At 42.1% G+C, this 21,215-nt stretch carries 13 protein-coding genes and 1 riboswitch; of the genes, 6 read left to right on the top strand and 7 right to left on the bottom strand.

The features are described 5' to 3' along the window. Positions 1-434: 434 nt before the first annotated feature. The 3 genes from VOA_RS18910 to VOA_RS07895 all read right to left on the bottom strand — a co-directional run bounded on the left by VOA_RS18910 (position 435) and on the right by VOA_RS07895 (position 6,853). On the bottom strand, positions 435-1,568 hold the full coding sequence (locus VOA_RS18910; RefSeq protein WP_000836407.1) for a hypothetical protein: 1,134 nt from the start codon (positions 1,566-1,568) through the stop codon (positions 435-437). 257 nt (positions 1,569-1,825) lie between these two features. Further along, positions 1,826-3,061, bottom strand: coding sequence for an RHS repeat-associated core domain-containing protein (locus VOA_RS07890; RefSeq protein ID WP_000933861.1), 1,236 nt, complete (start codon positions 3,059-3,061; stop codon positions 1,826-1,828). A 9-nt stretch (positions 3,062-3,070) separates the two neighbouring features. Next, the gene (locus tag VOA_RS07895) at positions 3,071-6,853 is read right to left on the bottom strand and encodes an RHS repeat protein (protein ID WP_000411258.1); all 3,783 of its coding nucleotides are present in this window, start codon (positions 6,851-6,853) and stop codon (positions 3,071-3,073) included. Positions 6,854-7,490: 637 nt separating this feature from the next. Between VOA_RS07895 and VOA_RS07900 the strand changes: the two genes are divergently transcribed. Beyond that, positions 7,491-8,747 carry an SGNH/GDSL hydrolase family protein gene (locus VOA_RS07900; protein ID WP_000702346.1) on the top strand — a complete coding sequence of 419 codons (1,257 nt, stop codon included), beginning with the start codon at positions 7,491-7,493 and terminating at the stop codon, positions 8,745-8,747. A gap of 110 nt (positions 8,748-8,857) precedes the next feature. After that, a complete protein-coding gene (locus tag VOA_RS07905; protein WP_050413491.1) occupies positions 8,858-9,931 on the top strand; it encodes a GGDEF domain-containing protein in 1,074 nt (357 codons plus the stop codon). On the opposite strand, the gene VOA_RS0117965 is transcribed toward VOA_RS07905, so the two are convergent. Then, positions 9,922-10,188, bottom strand: coding sequence for a hypothetical protein (locus VOA_RS0117965; protein WP_000949778.1), 267 nt, complete (start codon positions 10,186-10,188; stop codon positions 9,922-9,924). The genes VOA_RS07905 and VOA_RS0117965 overlap by 10 nt on opposite strands. Positions 10,189-10,453: 265 nt before the next feature. Between VOA_RS0117965 and emrD the strand changes: the two genes are divergently transcribed. Together emrD and VOA_RS07915 are read left to right on the top strand one after the other, a co-directional pair. Further along, on the top strand, positions 10,454-11,659 hold the full coding sequence (gene emrD, locus VOA_RS07910) for a multidrug efflux MFS transporter EmrD (RefSeq protein ID WP_001276510.1): 1,206 nt from the start codon (positions 10,454-10,456) through the stop codon (positions 11,657-11,659). A 151-nt stretch (positions 11,660-11,810) separates the two neighbouring features. Then, positions 11,811-11,983, top strand: a riboswitch (Lysine riboswitch). Between the two features lie 78 nt (positions 11,984-12,061). Next, a complete protein-coding gene (locus VOA_RS07915) occupies positions 12,062-13,642 on the top strand; it encodes a Na+/H+ antiporter NhaC family protein (protein WP_001046685.1) in 1,581 nt (526 codons plus the stop codon). A gap of 56 nt (positions 13,643-13,698) precedes the next feature. Here VOA_RS07915 and VOA_RS07920 read toward each other — a convergent pair whose 3' ends face one another. Beyond that, a complete protein-coding gene (locus VOA_RS07920; protein ID WP_001214106.1) occupies positions 13,699-14,673 on the bottom strand; it encodes an ABC transporter substrate-binding protein in 975 nt (324 codons plus the stop codon). A gap of 115 nt (positions 14,674-14,788) precedes the next feature. Here VOA_RS07920 and VOA_RS07925 point away from each other — a divergent pair, with 115 nt between their 5' ends. Beyond that, positions 14,789-16,726 carry a PAS domain-containing sensor histidine kinase gene (locus tag VOA_RS07925; RefSeq protein ID WP_001257839.1) on the top strand — a complete coding sequence of 646 codons (1,938 nt, stop codon included), beginning with the start codon at positions 14,789-14,791 and terminating at the stop codon, positions 16,724-16,726. 115 nt (positions 16,727-16,841) lie between these two features. Here VOA_RS07925 and VOA_RS07930 read toward each other — a convergent pair whose 3' ends face one another. Beyond that, positions 16,842-18,386: a DUF3369 domain-containing protein gene (locus tag VOA_RS07930; protein WP_000362843.1), complete on the bottom strand. Its 1,545-nt coding sequence runs from the start codon at positions 18,384-18,386 to the stop codon at positions 16,842-16,844. Positions 18,387-18,604: 218 nt separating this feature from the next. Here VOA_RS07930 and VOA_RS07935 point away from each other — a divergent pair, with 218 nt between their 5' ends. After that, the gene (locus tag VOA_RS07935) at positions 18,605-20,602 is read left to right on the top strand and encodes a methyl-accepting chemotaxis protein (protein WP_000826211.1); all 1,998 of its coding nucleotides are present in this window, start codon (positions 18,605-18,607) and stop codon (positions 20,600-20,602) included. Positions 20,603-20,619: 17 nt separating this feature from the next. On the opposite strand, the gene VOA_RS07940 is transcribed toward VOA_RS07935, so the two are convergent. Then, positions 20,620-21,147, bottom strand: coding sequence for a nicotinate-nicotinamide nucleotide adenylyltransferase (locus VOA_RS07940; RefSeq protein ID WP_000717519.1), 528 nt, complete (start codon positions 21,145-21,147; stop codon positions 20,620-20,622). Between the last annotated feature and the right edge of the window lie 68 nt (positions 21,148-21,215).

The raw sequence follows: 21,215 nt of genomic DNA, 5'->3' as shown, positions 1-21,215 counted from the left end.
CCACTCTATACACCGCTATCTAGATAGAATCACCTCATCAACATTAGGTTTGAGAAGCTCTCTTTCTATCACCACACACTACTTAGATATATCTATCAATTAAGAAAGTAAAATTGTTGCCATGAATTCCACCGCAGAAGATCACAATTTAAACAGGTTATTTTCACAACAGAGTCATTAACCAAATCCTAGTATTTTCAATAATCAATCTAATTTAATTTGAACTAAATTAGATTGAATTAAATAATCGATACTGATGTAGCCTTGTAGAAAGCATCATCCTCTAAGGCAGCTATAATTTTTACTTACAAATAAAAAAGGCCAATAAAATATATCAACCTTTTTGTTATGGCTTCATGAATATATTACATATTCACCTATTCATTATAGTCTGCGAAGCTTATTTCTCTATTAATACTTATCTAGTATATCTACTATTTTATATGTTCATTTCCATAGTAAAGTGCTCCATCTATGAATCTAAATGACAATTTATGTGATGTGCCATAATTATCCATCATATAAATGTTGTGAGTTTTACGATGCGTAGTAGCAAGAGGCATAGGCCAAGCATTTGTTTTGATTTTTTGGAATTCTATACAGTATTTCACATATCCTGATCCTGTTGGAAGTGGTCGAAAACCCCATCTAATACACTTATCAGTATTAGTAGTTGTAACTAAATCATTTCCTGTACCATAAGCAAGATTTAATAATGCTTTTGAGTCATTAAGAACTTCAAGTACCCATGGATCTGAAATACTACTCTCTGTTCTGTAAGTATTTATACCTCCAGGTAAAAACTCAGCAAAACTAAGATAACTTCCGTTAGAATTAACTTGTAGTAATTTTGAATTTTTGGGGATTGAGTAGACATTATTTTTACTATCAGGAACGCGTAGATGTCCATCTCCAACTTTAAAAACCAAATTTTTTACATTTTCTTTAGGAGATATTGAATAGTTTTTAATTGTCAGTTTTTTATTTTTCACCTCATTGGTATATTTGATTTCAAAATCGTTATTAGAATAGATTACTGGTTGTTTTGCAGTCACAAGTACTCTATCTTGATTTGTATTCTCAAAGCAAGTTGAACTTGTCTTCACCCCGTGTCTAATATGTTCAGCTGTCAACTCAACACAAATATCCATATAATCCACCTCTTTAGAGGTCACATATACAACTTCCGCTGTCTGGCTCTTTTCTAAACTCCTAGCTGTTATCGATCTTGTATCGAGTAAATGACTAAACCCATTGTCAATAAAGGAAACATTCCAAGTTGATGGTAAATCACTTCCAAGATCTTTCTGTTTGAGCGTTATTTTTGGGTTATAAAAGCCACTAGATAATTCATACTTAACCAGTAATTTAGCCTGCATATTACCATTCGCATAGATCTCTACTTTATCACCTAGGCTAGATGAGATACTCAACGATTTTGTTGCGGAGACTGGTGGATTTGGTGGCTCAGGTGGGAAATACCCCTCAGGTGGCAAAGAAAGAGCTGTAGCACCTGACGATGCTAATATTGAGATCAACAAGCTAGATATTACACTAATACTTTTCATAAATAAAACTCCTGTTCAATTAAGAACTTAAAATAGTTATATTAAATTTTAAGAACCATAATATTTACAACACCCTTGATGACTTTGATGTAGGTGTTACAAAGATAAAATGATTAATTAAATATCACACTCGATACACATATCATTCCGTTCATATGATGGAGTGGAATTTCCACTAATGTGATACATGCTATCAATAATTTACATCACCTCCTTATATAATAACTTTTATAAACCCTAACACTTACAAAATGTATTTATGCCGCACCAATAAGAAGCCCATCACCAATCGTAGTGTCAACAAAGCGAGAATAGAATTCTTGTCTTTGGCTAATTCCTTGATGTAACGCATTCATGACTAAAGGGGCATGAATAGCTGAGTTCGATACAAATGCCGATGAAGATTGAGTAACTTCTGACTCATTTGAACTACTATTCACTTGTTTTTGAGCAACCACTTGATCGGCTATTGACCAAGGGTCTTTGGCTATTGATAGGCCTCGCTTCGCCCAATCCACTCTCATATCAAATTTCTTATCTGAACTAATCCAACTCTGTTTTGTTTGCCCAAATGATTTTCCGGTAAATGATGTCACTAATTTTGGATTCCAGTTATCCACTGTTTTTACGATCCCTTTCGTTATCCCACCACCGAATTTAATGATTGATCCCCATAACTTTAGCTTCTTATCATCTTGCACTGTCGCTGCCATCACCATTGATGCTCCAGCAACGCCAAGCATATCTGCTGATAACCCAACAAATTTTATTGCCGGAGCTTGGGATATTTGACCTAATATATTTTTATTAGAAAAACCTGTAATTTTAATAAATGACTTTGAGCCCCACGCTTTATGCGCAAAAGACATGCCACTTCCAGCTTTAATTGTTGAAGCTATACTGTTTGCACCTCCAACCAGCGCTCCAGCTAAACCAAAAGCTGCCGAAGCAATTTTTAGCCCTTTTGTTGCGGGGTGTGAATTATCATCAATACCCGCTACAGCCATATCAAGCACCCCACTTACTGCGCTTGTCACACCGCCAATTACACCTAATGCAATACCAAGGGTTGCACCTCCCGTAACAACAGCTGAAACAGCAACGGCCACCCCAACAATAAAACTAAATAACCCGAAGAAAAAACCTCTAAAGTTAAATTCTCCAGTAGGGTCAAATTGGTTGATGGGATCATTCACACAATAACTGTACCCATTTATCCCCCCCTTACCATGAGGCGATTCTAAATTATCAAATTGCATAAAACTTTGAGAAAGTGGGTCATAAATACGGTAGCCATTACCCGTATGATAAAAACCTATATGTGTTTCTAGGCGGTGACCATGATAACCAAATTGCCCTAAGTCAATAGATAGTGGGAGCACTTTGTCGAAAACCATAGCATTCACAGGAAAAGCTTTGAATGACCATAATGTTGCCCCACTGATACAAGCCGTTTGTTTTAAAAAATTACGTCGAGTTAAATTATTCAACATGGGTTATCCTCATCCAAATGGTAGATATGATGAACTGGCAACAGTTACCTGATCACGAGTAGAACCTAAATTACTGTTTGTTCCATCTAAATAGTTATAATTAGCTTGGGTAATATTTAAATCGGTAGTAATCGTTAATGCTTTTCCACCATTTGATCCAGAGAACGCCAATGATTCATTTGCCCTTGTTATCGCAACTAATTCATCATGGTGGTAATAAAGTTGAGCAATATTTCCTAATGCATCAACCGAAACACTTTGCATTCCAATAGCATCATAATAGTACTTACGAATTACCTTATTTTGATCATCTCGAATTTCAGAAAGTTGACCATAATTGTTATAGCTAAGTTGGTAGTCTCTCTGTGCTAAATTAATACGATTACCAAGTTCATCATATTCAAAGGTTTGGTTAGTAAAATCCTCATGTGTATTATAAATGTTGATTAACCTTGTTGGCATCTTAGCATCAAAGATGCGACTTTCAGTATTCACAATTCCATTGTCATAATGGGTGGTTAAATCAGTAATATTATCAAAATGATCATAATGAAACTGCTGCTTTACTATCGATCTTCCCATAATATCTTGGGGTGGATTGGCCCCCGAACTGACAAATTCTACAATTCTTCCAAGTTGGTCATAATCAAATGTTTCTGTTTGAATGATTCCATTTGTCATGGTTTTTCTCTTAATAATACGCATTGAAGTATCATAGGAAAGATCCATTCTTAATGTTTCTTGACCATTGCAAACCCAGCGGCGAGTGCTTTCCATATCATTAGCACCGTAATCTAAGTACATTTCGACATGATCACTTCCATCTTCATAACGCTGCGAAACAAGCCTATCAAATTGGTCATAGTTAAGATTCACAACAGCTGTTGCATTGCTATTCCCAAAAACGAGTTGCTGGACACGGCCAAAGTCATCATAAGTGAGTGCCTTAGTGCTACCGGTAAAATCGCGCATAGACAATAGAAGTCCCTTTGCTGAGTATGAAAATACGGCGTTTTCAGCTGTCGCACCTAGACTCGTCACTATTTTTTTACTGAGATTTCCAAGTGCATCATACTCATATTGAGTGCTACTCATTGATGCGGCATCGCTCACAACCAATCCACGCTTGTTATAACTAAAACTCCGAGTACAAGATGGATCATTACTAATTTCTTGCTTTGTTACTAATCCGAGCACAGGATCATAGCTATACGTTGTTGCGTGACCATTTGGCAGAATGACTTTTTGATAACGGTTTGAGTCATCATAATCCTTATACTGGTAACGTAATCCATTCACCTGCCTTTCTATCAGTCGACCAAAACCATCGTATCGGTTACTAATAATGGTGGCATGCGTATTTTCATTATTACCCAGTAACCCATCTCTTGTATGAAGAGTTAAACTTTCATCTTCGGTTCTATTGTCATAACTCATTTTATCGGTAAATATCTCTGGACCATTCTTACCAGAAAAACGGGTCGTTTTTTCTATCACACGATCAAACACATCGTATTTAAATTCAATCACTGCGCCACGACTTGTTTCGGTGCGAATGAGTCGGTTTGCTAAGTCATACTGATATGGGATTTCATAAATAAGTTGATCAGCTCGGTCAAAATATTGTTCCAAAATCGTATTACCCCATGCATCCTGATGGGAGATTACGAATCCTTTCCCGACAATACCTTTAGTATGAGTTCGAGATGCATAATCAAATTGGTTAACTTCTACCACTCCAGAAGGGTAGGTAGTACGATAAATTTGACCATATAAGTCGTATTCATAGTACGTTGTTAGTTCTAATGTTTTTGTATCCAGAGTGTCGTATTGTGTCGTTGAGATTTTACGTCCAAATGAATCATATTGATTTGTGTATGCCGTAATTTCATTAGTACCCACTTTGGTTGCCATTGAAAGGACATGACCATTAGCACTACAAGTTTGTACTGTTGTTTCTCCCTCTGATTCTTCAATGCTTAATACATAGTTATCACTGCTAATATGACTTTTATATATTTTTTCAGAATAATCGCTGCCATCTTTTAATAGCCGTTCTTCTGTGATTTGGTTTAGCTCATCATAATTTACTCTTAGCTCTATACTATCAGAACCATTTTTATAAATAAGCTGACCTGTAAAGTAATCATAATGTTCAATATTAGAATGAGATAGAGAACCACTTGCGGTAGTTACTTGGTAAACTATGCGGTCCTGAGTAAAATCATACGTATATGAATAACGCATTGGCTCCGCACCAAGGGCCGTTGTAGATTCCTCCCTCTTTTTACCATAAACCTCAATGTCTTGTCGGTTTTCATAAAAATGATAATTCGTCACCAACCCATTAATCTTTTCTGTTGTAAGAACAGAAAAAGAATGGCCATCAAGCAGAGAAGGTAATGTTTTATAAGTAAATTCCTTTTTATTTACTAGATTTCCGCCCCTATCCAAAATACTTTGTGTTACGGGGATGTTTTTAAAACTACCCTGTGAATTTGCTTTATACTCACTGACTGTTGTTATACCAGTCTCATTAGTATGCTCTAGATTGTTACCCCATTCATCAAATTTGTAACTTTCAACTTTTTTACTTACTGATGATGAGTTAAAAAAGTTGATTTCTTTTCTTTTAAGAAAGGTATATTGGGGAACCTGATACTTAATACCTACAGCATTGTTAGCATAATATTCATAATTTATCTCTTGATACACATCACCTTTGGATAGATAACGCTCCTGCTCAATCAAGTGATACTTGGTATAAATTTTTTGTATTTCAATGTAATTATCTATAACCTCTTTCGATGAATACTTATAATCTTGTGCTGCTTGGAAAAGCGTATCCTCACCTGGAATATATGCGGCATCACTGGCAAAACCGAGATAATTCTTATCAGAGTAAGTATATGCATGAACTCGAGCCGGTATTCCATCTCCTTGATAAACCGTCATTTTCGTGACTTGTGGCACATATTTATTAGGTGCACCATCAGGCATTAGAAACCCACGCTCATAGTACGTGACTTCTTCTGAATATCCGGCTGGATAGGTTGTTTTTGTCAATAGATCCATTCCTGTTTCATTGAACCAGGAATACTCAAATTTAAAACTAAGATCCTCTCGGTTTGGCAAGGTGATATATGACAATCGCTTAAAGCTTCCGCCACCGACTTTATGGACAGTTGATGATTTCAATAAACTTTCGTTATTATATAATGAAATTTGTGTCGACCACTCATCAGACCATGTATCAATATGAAGGCTTAGACCAAAGCTATCTTCTACTTTATATAAAATTCTTTGTGAATTATTATACCAGTAAGAAAATTGAAGATGATGACCTTTTGCATTGTACCATCGGCTTAATGTTCCCTCATTCCAATCGATAAATTCTACCTCACCAGAACTATGGACGACTTTTATTTCTCCTTGTTCTGTCCCTGGAGTGGAAACATAGTAAATATTCACATCCTTTAATTTATAGTATGGTGCTACATATTCATTTTTTGCTGAGTCCCACTCAATTTTGAATTGCTGACCATTTCTTAAACTAAGAGTAGAATTTGCTTTATCAAACGAACTCAGTGGTAATGACCAACCTCGACCAAATCCGATATCAAGAGGATTATTCATGCTATAACCAATAGTCACATCAAAGTAAGGACCATTGAGACGATTCCCTATCAAGGATAATAATTTAATCTGTGCAGAATAGCTTCCCGTTCTAGGATCAACCCCTGAACTAATGAAATCTGAGAAATTGTATGCGTTACTGATTATTTTTTCCATTTTACACCAACTTTATTTTAAGAATGCAATAACCTCTACTGCATGAACACAGTATTACCATATTTAAAATTCTCAACCACCGAGGTAGAGTGTTAAAATTCCCAGTTTCCGCTACGTAATGGGGAATTCTACTTTGATTTCTTTAAACTAATATCAACGTGGAGTGTTATGTTGATATCGCTTAACATTCTTTTCTGATAGTATTTACATTGATAATTACTTAATCATTCCAATATTCATAGTTCAAAAAACCAATAACCCAAACAAGATCACACTTTAATTGATACTTTTATTTTTTCACGGTAAGAATTAATTTCGTATCTATATATTTCTAAATAATTAAAAGGCAATTTACAATTTGGAAATGCATGATTTGCCTTGAGCTAATTTAGATATAATTTAGTATTTTAGATAACTATAACTTTTTTATTCTTATTTTTATTTATGTAAAGCGAAGCAATTATAAATCTCACGAATTAGTTATGCCGAGCTCTTTCTAATATTGATCTTACTTCCAAAATATGTATTGGCATAAGCAATCTCATTGACGAGGCAAATGTCTCATTCACAATACAAAAGAGATCTGACCAGATCTGCAGTGTGTATCCCCAACCAATAACAAATTAAGAAGAAAACAATGAAAATAAGACTCTCGATTCTGCTTGCTGGCCTCGCTAGCCTTTCTGCTACGGCAGCCACTGAACCTTGGTCGGTAACGGAAATACAACCCGTTAGCCGTGCTCAAGTACAAAGAGCGCAAGCGAAACCGGCTTATACTTATGTTCGCTGTTGGTACCGCCCGGCAACAACACATGATGATCCTTACACCACTTGGGAATGGGCTGAAAATGCCGATGGTAGTGATTTCAAGATTTATGGCTACTGGTGGTCCAACTACCGACATAAAAATATGTTTTATACCAATACTCAACCTGAGGAGATCCAAAAGCGCTGTGCAGAGACACTCGGAGTTAACCACGACACTGCCGATATCACTTACTTCGCGGCAGATACTAGCCTTTCTTACAACCACACTATCTGGAGCAACGATCAAGCATCTCAGCCCAATAAGATCAACAAAGTGATTGTTTTTGGCGACAGCCTCTCTGATACGGGCAATATTTTTAATGCTTCGCAGTGGCGCTTTCCCAACCCCGATTCTTGGTTTTTGGGTCACTTCTCTAATGGGTTTGTCTGGACTGAATATCTAGCCCAAGGTTTGAATGTGCCCATTTATAACTGGGCTGTGGGGGGAGCTGCGGGACGTAATCAATACATCGCGCTGACAGGGGTTTATGAGCAAGTAAGCTCTTACCTTAACTATGTGAAGCTTGCAAAAAATTATGAGCCCGCCAATAGCTTGTTTACGCTGGAATTTGGCCTCAACGATTTTATGAACTACAACCGTTCACTACCGGATGTAAAAGCGGACTACAGTGCGGCCTTAATTCGCCTTATTGATGCCGGAGCTGAAAATATTGTGTTGCTCACTTTGCCGGATGCCACTCGCGCACCGCAATTTCAATATTCAACTCAACAGCAAATAGAGACTGTACGCAGCAAAATCATCGGCATGAATATGTTTATTCGTGAACAAGCCCGTTATTACCAGATGCAAGGGATCCGTATCGCCCTGTTTGATGCCCACGCACTCTTTGACAGTATGACGGCCAATCCTGAAAAACACGGTTTTGCGAACGCTAATTCACCTTGTTTGGATATTCGACGCAGCTCTGCGGCCGATTACCTACTTCCTCACTCTCTTTCTGCAGAGTGTGCCGTGCAAGGTTCTGATCGTTTTGTGTTCTGGGAAGTAACACACCCAACCACAGCCACACATCGCTATATTGCACAGCAAATTCTTGCAACGCAAATGGCACAATTTCCACTTTAAGTCTTACTGATCTACCTGAGGATAGGATTAACCTATCCTTAGTCACCAGTTTCTTTGCTTTATTGCTTATCTCTTAATAGCCTTATAGGAAAAGGCAGATGACACAATGGATGATGAAACCGACTCACACTCCTGCTTTCACTGGTTCAGAATTACTCAATACCTACTACAAGCGTCGGGTATCACTTTTTATTGCTTTACTGTCCAGTTTGGCTTTCTTTCCGCTCGCGATTAAAAACTTACTGATTGGACAGATTCTGCTTGGTGGGTTGATTATCGTTTTCCAATGCACATTGCTGATTGAAATTGCAGGCATCTATTACCAAAAAAACACACCTTGGGGTTTTAGACTTCCGCTTTCTCTCGTGGTGGTCATTGTGGTTATGGCCATCCATATTTTTGGCACTCTCGCCAGTTACTGGCTTTTTCCTGTGATCATTTCTATTGCTTTTTTATTACCACCGAAAGACAACCTGCTGACGATCTTCATTATCATTCCAGCGAGCATCTTAGCGTTGATTCCGCATCAAACCTCTGAGGTTTTGTTGCGCTTTAGCCTTTCGATCAGTGCTTGCGCAGCCATTATGTATGTCGTGGTTGATGCAATCCGTAAACTGCATGCGGAGCTATTTTATCTTTCCACTCGTGATGCGCTAACCGGCACTCTCAACCGCTATCAACTCGATAGTTTTTTAAAAAAGAATATTCGTCTGCGCCAGATTGGCAATGAATCCGTCGTGATTGCAGTGATCGATATTGATCATTTTAAATCCATTAATGACCTCTATGGACACGATACGGGTGACAAGGTGATTAACCAAGTGGTTGAAATGATTAACACCCACAGCCGTGAGTTAGATCTGCTGTTTCGATTGGGAGGAGATGAATTTCTGCTGCTTTTTGAAAATACCACCGTAACCGAAGCTACTCTCGTTATGAGTCATATCGGTTGCCGAATACAGCAAACTCACTACCCAAACCATGCCAAAGTCACCATCAGTGTTGGGTTAGCCGAGGTGCTGCGTACTGATGACCCAGAACAGTGGGTTAAACGTGCCGATCTTTCTCTTTATCATTCGAAAAAAATGGGTAAAAACCGTGTCTGTTCTGATGAAAAGCATGTTATTGAGCTTAATAGCGAACATTGCCATTCACTGCTGAGCTCAACACATGGTCATCGCTGATTGGCTATCACAATTTGCATCAGTTGCGGTACTACAATCCCCAAACAGAACAGTATGTTCTTCCACTGCACTTGCTTTATCGCCAATAAAACCGGAGCCATGAAAAACAGCACCACCAATACGGGAAGCAGGCTGATATTTTCAAGCTCCATCAGTAGCAACGTCAGCAACAACAGTCCTGCTAAAAGCAAGTAGGATAGCCTTAGTTTATAACCAAGAAGCCCAATAAAAAGCAGCGAAACAATCAGTGAGAGCATTTTCGTCAACACCTTACATCAAGTGATATTAATTCTCATTTAATAGAATAGTAGTCTGCTCTCTGTCTGGGTTCAAGTTTTAAAACCACCAATAAAACCATTAGAAAAAATAATCAAACCTATAGATATTTATCGTGAACAGAAAAACAAGAATCTATTGATATATAAGGACTGTGGAAATAACATCTCGCGCCACAATAGATGCAATCGCATCCTTTTCCATTAGCTTATTTTAATTGGATATTGTTTTTATCTGGAGATAACGATGTCTGCCTCGCTTTCTGTAGCAAAACTGACTTTTTTCATTGCAATTCTGGCTGCGGTCGGCCAAGCGACTCAAACCATGTACGTGCCTTCGATTGGTTACATGGCACAAGAATTTCTGGTTTCCCCCGCCGCGTTACAAGCGGTGATGGCCTGTTATCTTATTCCTTATGGTTTGTCGCAATTTGTTTACGGCACGCTGTCGGATCGTATTGGGCGTAAACCCATTATTGTTGCAGGTCTAGTGATTTATATTTTGGGCTCACTGGTCGCCCTGTTTGCACAAGAATATTCTTGGTTTTTGATCGGCAGCTTCGTGCAAGGTTTGGGTATTGGTTGCGGTGGTGCGATGGCACGAACCTTATCTCGCGACTGTTTTGATGGCGCTGAACTGCACAAAGTGAATAGCTTAATCAGTATGTGCCTGATTTTCTCACCTCTGGTTGCCCCTGTTTTAGGGGGGTATCTGACGGAAAGCTTTGGCTGGCGCTCAAGCTACCTCTTTTTGTCACTGTTTGCGATTGCAGTGGTGATCACCATGATGGCCAGCATGATCGAAACACTGCCCGCGGCTGCACGTAAAAAAGAGCCAGTACTGCGCAGTTATCACTATGTGTTGTCTGATCGATGCTTCCAAGGTTACTTAATCTGCTTAGTGGCGACCTTTGCTGGACTGGCCGTGTTTGAAGCCGCAGCTGGGGTATTATTGGGCGGTGTACTGGGTTTGCCTGCAACCACGGTAAGTTTGCTGTTTGTGCTACCCATTCCTGGCTATTTGGCAGGCGCTTGGCTTTCCAACGTGATTGCTCGCCGCTGGCGTGAAAAAAAGGCGATGCGTGTAGGTTTAATCGCGATTCTAACGGGTTCCATGGTCATTTTACTGCCTGGTCTCTTGGGTATGACAACGGCATTATCATTGATTGGTGGTGCAACCATCTACTTCCTTGGTGCAGGTATTTTGTTTCCAGCCGCCACCACTGGGGCTCTTTCACCCTTTCCTTATCACGCAGGGACTGGCGGCGCGATTTTGGGTGGAATGCAGAATTTAGGTGCAGGGTTAGCAACCTTATTTGCGGCAATGTTCCCAGCATCAGACCAACTGCCTCTGGGCATTATCATGCTGTTGATGTCGGTACTGGCGTTATGGGGACTGAAACGCGTTTACACCAAGCAACCTCCATCGGATGAAATGCCGATTGCGATTTAAAATGCAAAATTCTGCCAACTGAATGAATATACCGGATGAGATCAATTTCGATGCAGAAATGGGGAAATTAAATCTTGTCGTCACTCGAAAAGACAGTAATATACATTGCATACCACACCTCATAGTTCACGCTATGAGTGTGGTGCAAGTTCCTTTAAGTAGAGGCGCGCTGTTCATGAGTCGCCAGTCGTAGGTTGACCCCAATGATGACTGGTTAAAGGGTACAGCGCCGAAGCGATCGTTGCGTCATCGACGTTTGCTGGGCCAGCATTGAACAAATGCCGGACTGCCATAGTTTGTTGTCTATGGAGCGCTACCTTGAAGGATAAGAAGTGTTATTTCGCTGAAATGTGTTTTTTATCCTGCTGGTAGATCTCCACCTGAAAAGGTGATGTGAGATCCATGAATTTAGCCCTTTATTCTGACTCGATTTATTCGGTCATCCCGCCACTGCTCGCGGTGTTACTGGCCATTACCACGCGCCGAGTTCTGCTCTCTTTAGGGGCAGGCATTTTGGCCGGAGCGATGATGCTCAACCATTTCTCTCCTCTCGCTACTTTGCAATACCTGCTCGGTAAAATCAGCGGATTATTCTGGGCTGATGGTGCAGCAAACCACGACAACATCAACATGTTGGTGTTTATGCTGTTGCTTGGTGGCTTGATCAGTTTAATGACTGCTTCTGGCGCAACGCGTGCGTTTGCCGTATGGGCTGAACGTAAGTGTAAAGATCGTCGCAGTGCTAAAGCACTGACGGGTTTAATGGTATTTGCCTTTTTTATTGATGACTTTTTCCATAGCCTGTCCGTTGGTGCCATTTGCCGCCCAGTGACTGATCGTTTCCAAATTTCGCGCGCCAAACTGGCTTACCTGCTCGATTCCACTGCTGCGCCAGTGTGTGTTATTACACCGATTTCCTCTTGGGGCGCTTACATCATCGCTTTGATTGGCGGCATTTTAACGGCTCATCAGATGACGGAAATCAGCGCCATTTCAGCCTTCGTACAAATGATCCCGATGAACCTGTACGCGGTATTTACGCTGCTTATGGTTTTGGCGGTGATCTTTCTGCCGATGGATATTGGCCCAATGCGCCAACATGAAGCATGGGCTCGTGAAGGTAAATTGTGGGATGAAAGCAAAGGCCGCCCTGCAGGCTTAGATATGGAAGGCGGAGAAAACGCTCGCGGCACTATGATTGATATGGTGTTACCTATCGCGGTGCTCACGATTACTACGCTGATTTTCATGATTCAAACGGGTAACGATGTACTTGCCGCGAACGGAGAATCCTTTTCCCTAATTGGCGCACTCGAAAATACCAATGTGGCGCAATCACTGGTTTATGCGGCGCTGTGTAGCTTGAGCGTCTCGATTCTCCTGTCACTGCGCTTAAAACTGTCTGCGCAAACTTGGTTATCTACCGCACCAAAAGGCGTGATGGCCATGATGCCTGCGATCATCATTTTGCTGTTTGCTTGGACGATTGGCGGTGTGGTTCGTGATCTACAAACCGGTATTTATCTCGCCTCTCTGACTCAAGGCAATCTGCCTGTTGAACTGCTGCCTGCTTTGGTATTCGTTCTGTCTTGTTTGATGGCTTTTGCTACCGGTACCAGTTGGGGAACCTTCGGCATTATGCTGCCTTTGGCGGGTGATATTGCTGCGGCGTCAGACATCAGCCTGATGTTGCCAACTCTCTCTGCCGTATTGGCAGGCGCGGTGTTTGGTGATCATGCTTCACCCATTTCCAGTACCAGTATTCTTTCTGCGACTGGCGCAGGTAGCCACCATATTGATCACGTGGTAACTCAGCTTCCTTACGCAATCAGTGCCGCAATGGGAGCACTACTTGGTTATCTTGCAATGGGCTTACTGCACTCTGTTTGGGCTGGTTTAGCCGCGAGCAGCGTGTGGTTTGTACTGTTTTGCGCATTTAACTTACGCCAAAACCGTTGGCAGCAAGAACCGGTTGAGGCCTAACCCCCCATTGACTTGCATCGAGTTTAAAAGAATGCCCTGCAAACGCAGGGCGTTTTTTATTCCGCCACCAACCAATCTTTCGGTGGTTTCAGCCCCCAACGGGCAAACTCATCCGGTTGGTAAATACCTCTCCCTTGGCGATTAATCTGAATTGGGATGTATTTGGCCTTTTCTCCATGATCCAAAATACGCAAAACGATCTCTGCCGCCATTTGCCCTTGCTCTTGTCCAAAGAGTACGACCCCACCCGCCGCTTTGCCTTTCCCAATGGAGAAATCCCAAAAACCAAACAGCGGTAATGTCGAGTTTTGGTTGGTCCAACTCAGGATATGTTCCGGCGGAACATTTAATCCATCGATATTGACTAGTGTCTGATAAAGGCCAACCGCTATCGCGCCAAAACCTTCCTCAGGAGCATTTTCCACCGCATGGTGCCACTCTTGTTCACTCTTAATCACTCGAATTTCCACATCAATACCCAAGTTTTCCTTAATGAGGCTGTCTTGGCTATGCATGTACTCCAACGCAATTTTCGAGGTATTACCTGAATCAAACAGCACCAACACTTTGCGTTTTTGGATGGGCAATAGGCGGCCAATCTCCGCCATATTTTTCACAAACAGGGGCTGTTCTAAAATTCCAGTCACTTGAGCCTCAGCGTAATAGTGATCCAGTAGCTGACGAGGATTGGAATTAATCCCCAAAAACACAATGGGGATCGGTTCGTGAAAGAGTTTGGGAAGCATGTAATAGAGTGCATTATCATCGCCTAGCACCACTAAATCCGGTTTTAGCTTCTGATAAACCGCGAAAGCACTCAGAGCGGATTCTTCGTACTCACGCTCAGGAATGCGCTTGGTATCCATTTCAAAAAATGTGAGCGAATGCTTATCGCCAATCACCTGCTTTAGGCCCCGAATGTAACTCGCATCCCACGCATATCCCTCGTGGTAGCTTTCTATCACCAAAATATTCTCAGCAAAGGCTGCATGGCTCCCAAGCCACAACAAAACGAAAACTATCCCACGCATCTTTTTCTCCTTCTTTTTGAATAGTGTAGCTTGAGCTGCTCAATTCACCGCTGTAAGTACAAACCTGAATGAGCCAACTATACTGAAATCAACCAATTCAAAAATAGAATGCTGAATGAGAAGTCGCTACGTAGAAGAGAAAGGTATCAGCCCCCTGCTTAGCCGCATTGGACGGCGTATTATTCTGATCATGGTTCTGCTAAGTGGGGCGGTCACTTTAGTGATGACATTGGCGCAAACGTATGTGGACTACAACCGTGAGTTTAACAATGTTGAAGCTCGCCATGTCGAGATCCAAACCATCCATGCCGAACTACTGGCAACCTCACTGTGGAATTATGATTTGGTCGTGCTTCGCCAACGACTAGAAGGGTTGGAAAACCTCCCACATATTGATTTCTTGCAAATCACCTCTGGGGATTACCATTTTGAAGCTGGCCAGCACGTAAAAAACATGGCGTTAAGTAATACTTATCCTTTGTTGTATACCAACCCTGAAACGGGGTTAATCGAAAAAATTGGTGACTTGTACGTAGAGTCGGATGCGCAAGAAATCTACAACTACTTGATCCGCCAGTTTTTAGTCACATTGGCAGTAAATGCCCTTAAGACAGCAATTGTCTGTTATGTCATTTTGGTGATCTTCCACTCCAGCGTGAACCAACGCATTTTTGCCATCGCTCAGTTTTTGCGGCAATACAATCCTCGTCACCCCAAAGGTCCCTTAGAGCTGAATTTCAACCACTGGATTATGGAGAAAAATGATGAGTTACAATGGCTCGCAGATGAAACTAACAAGATCACGGACAATGTCACCATCCTGTATCGCAATATCAAATCAGAACAAGAACGCCTTGCCGATTTTGCCCAAGCCGCATCCGATTGGTTATGGGAAACCGATGCAGATGGCGCATTAATCTACGCTTCAGAACCGATGGAGGAAGCTCTGACTCTGCCAGAGGTCAAACATATCCCGTTTCAGAGCATACCTCCGTTACGAGACGCATCCCCGTTGCTCCACTGTATTCAAACTCGCCAAGATTTCTCTAACTGTGAAACCAAGGTGATATTGCACGATGGGCAAGAGGCCTACTTACTGTTTCAAGGCGTTGCTCGTTACGATGAGCAGCAACAATTTCTCGGTTTCCGAGGTACAGCGATCAATATTACCTCGCTAAAACAGGCTCAGTTGAGTTTGGAAACGATGAATCAAAGCCTAGAGCAATTGGTCGCAGAACGTACGCAAGACTTGGAGCAGAGCTTACAGAAACTGCGCCAAACACAAGAGCAGTTGATCGAATCTGAAAAACTCGCTGCATTAGGCGGTTTGGTGGCCGGAGTGGCGCATGAAGTCAACACACCACTCGGTATTGCCGTAACGGCAACCTCTGTCATTCAAGAAACACGAGAAGCACTGCTGCGCGCTTTCCAAGCTCAAACACTCACAAGCCAACAATTCTCAGAATTACTTGAGCACATGACGCAAAGCTCATCCATGTTGGAAACCAATTTAAATCGTGCCGCAAAGCTCATTCGCGATTTTAAACAAACCGCCGTAGATCAGGTTTCAGAAAGCCGAAGTCAGTTCAATGTCAAACAAGTGCTGGAAGCCCTACTCGCCAGTTTGCATGCGGAAACCCGAAAAATTCCCGTTGAGCCACAAATTGCGGGAGATAGCGGCATCGTAATGAATAGCTTACCGGGGGTATTGACGCAAATCGTCACTAACTTAGTGATGAATAGCCTCACTCATGCGTTTAGTGAGCAGCCTTCCCCTCACATCGAAATCCATTTTTATGAACAGGAAAACAACATCATTCTCGAATATCGAGATAACGGTTGTGGTGTACCACCTGAGCTACATCAAAAGATCTTTGAGCCTTTTTTCACTACCAAGCGCGGTTCCGGTGGCTCTGGCTTAGGGCTGAATCTGGTTTTCAATTTAGTGAAGCAGAAACTCAAAGGAGAACTCGAATTCGAATCTGAAATCGGCCATGGTGTGCATTACACCATCATGCTGCCTAAGGTATTACAACAAGATTTAGCCGCTTAAAGACCACCGACTTTCTTTGGCTCTCGATGTTGTGGGTACTCATATCAATGAAAATCAATGTAAAAGCCTCACATCGTGAGGTTTTCTATCGTTATTCGCCTAATTCACAGTGAGTCTAGTCCGGTAAAGATTCTCGAATCGCAATAAAGTCATCCCAATGTGTTAGTAGCAATTCCACAAGTTTAGGATCAAAATGCCGCCCTTTTTGCGCGATCAGCTCATCGCGAATTTTCCCATCTGGCCAAGGCTCTTTATAAGAACGTTTGGCAGCCAGCGCGTCAAAAACATCGGCCAAGGCCGTGATCCGTCCAGAAATCGGAATGTTTTCTCCCACTAATTGATTGGGGTATCCCGAACCATCCCATTTTTCGTGGTGTGTTGCGGCGATTTCTTTCGCAACGTGGATCAACCGGCGCTTGGATTTACTCAGTATATCCACGCCATATTCCACGTGTTTTTGCATGATCAGCCACTCATCTGCATCTAATTTTCCGGGCTTATGTAAAATGTTATCGGGAATCGCTACCTTACCCACATCATGCAATGGAGAGGCATTTTTAATTAAGCTGACATCAGCACTTGGCAAACCATACAGCATTGCCAAACGTTCGCAGAACAGTGATACCCGCTGCACATGAGCGCCAGTTTCTTTACTTCTGGCTTCAACCGCATTGGCCAAGTTGTAAACCAACTCTTTCGAGGTTTCTCTGAGATCCACCATTAAATTCAGGTTTTCAAAGGTCAACCCAATGTTATACATGTAGATCTCGAGTAACTTACGATCCAAATCTGACAGATGCCCTTCCAGGTTGATGTAGAGCAGGCTATCCACCCCTCGATCATCATCTTTGAAAAAAACGTAGGCATCCCCATAATCTCGCGACATTTTTTGTGTAAGCACTTCCTTACAACGTTCTTCCACCTGATGAGGTAACCCTTCAAATACGGACTCGGAATAAAAATTCACGTATTCTCCTGTCGCTGCCACGGTCAACGCATTGCATTGATCACCATCAGGCCTAGGGCTAACAACACAATATAAGGCGGAAGCTTTAAGTTTAAGTAAGGAGGTCACTTGGCTAAGCACTGAGGTTGCGTAAGCTTGTAATGTTTTGGTGTTTTGAACATTTGCCGATGCTTCGATGACACGGCTCAAACCCAGCTTTTGATCTTCAATCAAACACAAATCACGATACGCTCGCAGCATGGAATAAAGTAAGGTTCTTAATTTTTGGGTAGTCAGCTCGGTTTTTTCTTTGTAATCATCAATCTCATAGTCTTTGATCACTTTATCTTCGGGGGCTTGCCCCGCTTGGCCCGTCCTCAAAACTAAGCGCACTTGTCTGTTTTGCAGATCATCACGAATATAACGCACCAAATCTAACCCTGCGTGTTCAGTTTCCATCACCACATCGATCAGTGCCAGAGCAATATCATTGTTTTCCGCCATCACTTTTTGTGCTTCATGTCCTGACAAAACTGAAATCAACTCTAAAGGACGATGTTGAAACTGAAATCCGGTCAACGCTAAGCGGGTTATCTGATGCATCTGTTCGTCATCGTCCACCAGCAAAACTCGCCAAGGTTCGACCACAACCGGTGACTGTGCTTTTGCTATGTCTTCGTTAGAACGATCGCGTATATCGGCAAACAGATCCATGTCAACCCTCATAAAAAATGTTCTTGTTCTATAGGTTTAGCACATATTCAGCCATCAGGAGTGACAAAAATAGGCATTTAAACACCTATAAAATGTGAGCCTAATCAACCTTCGCACCACCTTAATTCGAAAGTGCTAGTTCATTAAGCCACGAAACCGCCACTATCAATTAAGATTGCATAGGTATAAATTTATAACCATTCATGTCAGAGGACACCATGAAACGACTACTGACCCAATTTCCTTTATACAAAATCGTTACGCTTATTGCTGGGCTCCCCATTCTTATTGCTCTACTTCTTGCCACTCGTAACTACATTGATTATCAACAACGCGCTTTAAGCGCTGAGCATGATCAAGAGACGGTACAACTCATCCTTTTATACGATAATCTCGCGCATAACTTGGCCTTAGAACGTGGACTAACGGCAGGAGTTATTGGCGCAAAAGGACAAGGGCCACAAGTCGAATCCTTAAGTAAACAGCGCCAAGAAAGTAATCTCCATGTGGCAGCGGTACTGAATTTCGAACCCACTTACTTAGATACGAAGCTAGTAAGCCAACTCAAAGCGGATGTAAAAAACCAGCTAGACAAATTGAACACGGTTCGAGAACAAGTTGATTCCCTAAAGCTCTCACTCTCCCCCTTCAACTACTATTCAGACCTCAACCAGCTCGCAATTGATAACAGCTTGATTTTGCTATCAACGATTGATAATCCCATCGTTGCCGAATTGGGCAGCTCGCTCATTTCCGTCGTCGTGATGAAAGAACGAGCAGGGCAAGTTCGTGGTGCGCTTAACGGTGCCTTCGCGAAAAAAAGTTCAGATGCCGCGCAATACACCGCGATTAGTAGCTATATCGAATCGGGCAGTTATGCCGAACGCTCGGCCCAAATAACCATGCCAGATGAACTTAAAAGCACTCTAAACCAAATAAAAAACAGTGATGTGTGGAAAAAAGTGCTCAATACACAACAAAGTTATCTGAGTCAAAAATCCACTTTAGATGCGCTGCAAGGCCCAGCTCCACAAGAGTGGTTTAGCTCTGCGACAGAACAAATAAAATTGATCAATCAAATCCGCAACAGCATTCAAGGAAAAATGCTTGATCTGTCAATCACCCAATCTAGCCAAGCTGTCAAAAACAAATGGAGCATTTTGATCTTCAGTGTCCTGATTGGCATTACTTTAATCTTGTCACTCTATTTTTCGGTAGTGAGCCTAAAATCACGAGTGGGCAGCCTAACCAAAGGCTTGGCACACATGTCTGCTCATCGCGATTTAAGTCAAGAGCTCAACGATACTGGTCAAGATGAAATGTCTCAAATATCCCGTAGCGTCAATGGCTTAACAGATAGTATTCGTCGAGTGCTGCAACACATTTTGAACACCAATGAACACAGCACGGAGCAGCTCGCGCAAATCGTTACCAGTTCTCAACAACTCGGGCGCAGCAGCCAGGAAACCAATGCTAAATGTGCCAATATCGCTGCAGCGATGACCCAGTTATCTCAGTCCAGCGTTGAAATTGCCCAATCTTCTGAACGTGCCTTAGAAGAAACCAAACAGATGACGGATAAAGTCATTGCTTGCCAAACTCAAAGCCTGACTTCATTCCGTTCGGTCGAAGCCTTAGTTGATCAGATTGAACAGACCCAAAAATGCATGAAAGATTTAGAAACGGATGCGGAAAACATCAGCAAAATCGTGGATACGATCAACGGGATCTCAGAACAAACCAATTTATTGGCGCTGAATGCCGCCATTGAAGCCGCTCGTGCTGGCGAACATGGACGCGGTTTTGCCGTGGTTTCATCTGAAGTACGTGATTTAGCACAGCGCAGTAAGTTAGCCACTGTGCACATCAGCCAGCTACTGGCCAACATCTCCTCGAACACCAATACCGCGGTTAAAAACATGGATAAGAGCCGCGAGGCAACCCATACCACTTTCGATTCCGTCTCCACGGTGAAAACGAGCGTGGCAGAACTCGAATCCGTTATCGAACTGGTCAATCAACACATCAATAGCATTGCGAATGCAACGACCGAGCAATCCACGGCCAGTGATGCGGTAGATCGCGATGTGGATGTGTTAGCTGAGATCGCACAAAACACAGGCTCGCTGGCCACGACCATGAACAGCATCGTGAGTGATTATCAACATGAAATGAATGAGATCCGCCACCAACTGGCTGAGTTCAAATTGCAGTAACTCAGCCGAGGCGTGCATTACTGCTCAGGATCTAAATAGAGCTGATACTGATACAAAATCTGCTCAACCCCTGATGTGGTCATGCCTGTAATAGGTTGCCCATTCTGCAATGAATCGCGAATCGCGGTACTGCGGATCGGCAACCTCTCAGGGCAGGCCATCACTGCCCAGCGCTGCAGTATTTCATCCGCTTTGTAGAATTTTCCAAAGTGAAGCAAATTGTCTGGCCCAATAACAAACGTCAACTCATCCTCAGGATACAGGGCTTGCAAGCGGGTAAGCACGGCATGAGTGGTAACGAAGTTTTTGGGTGTGTACAAGGCTTCTTCAACATTCGATCGTTGCACTTTGCTTGAGCCAATATCTTGAATGAACTGATCGACCAGTCGATTACGTTGCTCATAATCGAGCATTGCTTTCCCCCAAGCATGAGCAATGCTCGGAACAAGTAAAATCAAATCAAAATGGTCAAGCGAATCAATAATGCTTTTATGGCCTAAGGTCGGCGGATTAAAGGCGCTGCCAAACACCGCAATCTTTTTCATTGTGCACCTTGCCGATCAGGAAATGCCCTTTCTCGGTTTTCTAATTCAACGATTGCGGTATCATACAC

The sequence above is a fragment of the Vibrio sp. RC586 genome, assembly GCF_000176715.1.
In the GTDB taxonomy this organism is placed as follows: Bacteria; Pseudomonadota; Gammaproteobacteria; order Enterobacterales; family Vibrionaceae; genus Vibrio.
This window is presented reverse-complemented; position numbering and strand designations above follow the sequence as displayed.